Here is a 2,810-nt window from a genome sequence, read left to right on the forward strand (position 1 = left end):
GCGCTTTGGGGCGAACCGCTTCAGTTGGTGGGCGAACATGTGATGGAAGATTTTCCGGATGAAGTACTGGCAGGACTATATATATGCTCGCACAACGAACAGGTAAAGGAAGAAGCTACGGTATGGAATGTACGCATCGATCAGCCTGTTGCTGAAAATTACAATCCCAATACGTCAGGTTATCTCGCATCGCGTCTTGAAACATTAGATGTCTTTAGTGGCAAACGAAAAATTGTTTATGAATCAACCGATCGCTTCGAAGCACCTAACTGGATGCCCGATGGCAAATCACTTTTATTCAATGCCAACGGATCGCTCTATACCTATCCGCTACAGGGAGGAACACCGCAGAAGGTCAATACCGGTATAGCCGATCGCAACAACAACGACCATGCTATATCTTTTGATGGGAAGTGGCTTGCCATCAGTCATCATCGTCAGGGATTACCAGGTGGTGGTTCAACAGTATATGTACTTCCCTTGCAAGGCGGCACTCCCAAACTTTTAACCGAACAAACACCTTCTTACTTTCACGGCTGGTCACCGGACGGGCAATATATAGTATGTGTAGGACAGCGCGGCACAAACATCTATGATATATATAAAGTACCGGTGAAAGGCGGCAAGGAAGTAAAACTCACATCAACTCCTGCTGGTGCACACGTAGATGGCTGCGAATATTCTCCTGACGGAAAGTATATATACTATAACAGCAGCACATCGGGCACCATGCAACTGTGGCGCATGAAACCGGATGGATCAAACCCTGAGCAATTAACTTTTGATGAGTATAATAACTGGTTCCCGCATATATCTCCGGATGGAAAATGGATTGCATTCATTTCGTTTCTTCCTTCCGTAGAGCCCAACGACCATCCACTCTATAAACGCGTGATGCTGCGACTGATGCCGGTTAATGGTGGCGCTATAAAAGCAATCGCGTTTCTCTATGGCGGGCAGGGCACCATTAATGTGCCTTCATGGTCGCCTGATAGTAAGTTTATTGCTTTCGTGAGTAACCGATAGTTTATAAAGTGAGCGTAAGCCAGAAGTGTGTCTTTATACTTCGACATTCGTTGATCGATGTTCCTTGCTCGATATTCAAAATACAGAAAAATATCCCACAGAACTCGCAGAACAACACAGAATAAAACAGCCCATTGTTTCGCGCAGATAAACGCAGATGAATGCAAAGACAGTATCCCTACTTGTTCGTTATTCTTTTGCTTACTTATAGGTATACTCCTGCTCAATCCGTATCGGGAGGGAAACATCCGGCACCACATCAACGTCATCATTCGTTAATCAATATTCCTTGTTCGATATTCGATTTCTGTTATATGTTAATAGTTATCCGTTAGTCGCAGAAGCCTAACGACTTTCGGACTTTCCGTCTTCCCTGTTCCGGTCTCGGCTTTCTGCTTTACGCTTTCTGCCTCTATCACCCCTGAAAACGCCACTCGTGTACTCGTACTGTGCATTTCCGGGCGATTACTCTAACTTCCTTATCAATTAGTATCACAGCCATCTTAAACACCACCCGTATGCCAGAAAGAAAAACCACATCGTCCAATTACATCAACCAATCATTTCTTGAAAACAAGTGTGCGTTGAATGAGCTGATCTATCTGCTGAGCAAGCGCTGGATTACGGAAGTACTTTTCAGTATTGAAGAAGGGAACAACCGCTTCTCAAGCATCAAGGAAGATCTTGAGTATATAAGCGATCATATACTGGCCGACCGGCTTCGTCTTTTAGAGAGCAATCGCTTTATCAGTAAAACAGTATTTCATGAATTGCCACTCCGCACCGAGTATATTTTAACGGAGAAGGGAACAGAGCTCAGCAATCTGTTGGGAGGTCTTTGCGACTTTGCTGAAACCACGGAACTTGCAAAGGATTAATATATACCCGGCATATATACTCTATTCATGCGACTGCTTATTGTTCCACTGTGGCTATTTATACTGGCGGATTGCTTCGCGCAGGAAACCCGCTTTACCAGATTACTGAATGATTCTGATCTGAAAGGATGGGATACCTATATCGGCCCGCGATATGATACCATCAAAAATGACTGGGACAAAAATCCCGTGGGGTTGAATGTTGATCCCGCTCATGTATTCTCTATTGTAACAACCGATGGTATACCTGCGCTGCGAATCTCCGGAGAAAACTTTGGCGGTATATCTACGCAGAAGGTATATGAGAACTATCACCTGCGCTTGCAATTCAAGTGGGGTGTTGCAAAATCGCATCCCCGAAAAAACAGCAAGCGCGACAGCGGATTATTATACCATGCTGTAGGAAATCACGGTGCAGACTTTGGTTTCTGGATGCGCTCGCAGGAGTTTCAATTACAGGAGGGCGACTGTGGCGACTATTGGGGTGTTGCCGGTGGTTCGTTTGAAGTGCCTGCCGAACAAAAAGATTCTGTTACCTATATCTATACTCCGAAAGGGAAAATGGTAGTATTCAACGAGAAGAGTGCTGCTGGAAGACATTGTATTAAAAATCCGGATGCAGAAAAACCTTCCGGTGAATGGAATACATTGGAGCTCATCTGCTTTGAGGGTACTGCTATACACATTATGAATGGCAAGGTGGTGATGGTGCTATATCATTCCAGTCAATTAGAAAACGGGAAGCTTGTTCCCTTACAGAAAGGGAAGATCCAGATTCAAAGCGAAGGTGCAGAGGTGTTCTTCAGAAATATTGAGATTCGCTCTATTAAAAGTATTCCAAAAGAATTTAAAGTACCGTAAATGAAAATTGCCGGATATTCTTTCCGAATACCCGGCAATCCATAT

Annotated in this window: 3 protein-coding genes; all 3 read left to right on the forward strand. The window is 44.3% G+C overall.

From position 1 onward, the window contains the following. On the forward strand, window positions 1-1,026 hold a 1,026-nt coding region (locus VIN08_RS25350), incomplete at its 5' end, for a TolB family protein (protein WP_414693313.1). 518 nt (window positions 1,027-1,544) lie between these two features. Next, entirely contained in the window at window positions 1,545-1,904 is a 360-nt protein-coding gene (locus tag VIN08_RS25355; RefSeq protein WP_331971612.1) for a helix-turn-helix domain-containing protein, read from the forward strand. 27 nt (window positions 1,905-1,931) lie between these two features. Beyond that, window positions 1,932-2,765 (forward strand): DUF1080 domain-containing protein, encoded by an 834-nt coding sequence (locus tag VIN08_RS25360; protein WP_331971614.1) that lies wholly within the window; start codon window positions 1,932-1,934, stop codon window positions 2,763-2,765. Window positions 2,766-2,810 lie beyond the last annotated feature (45 nt).

Origin of the sequence: Ohtaekwangia sp., from assembly GCF_036568665.1 — a bacterium.
In the GTDB taxonomy this organism is placed as follows: Bacteria; Bacteroidota; Bacteroidia; order Cytophagales; family Cyclobacteriaceae; genus Ohtaekwangia.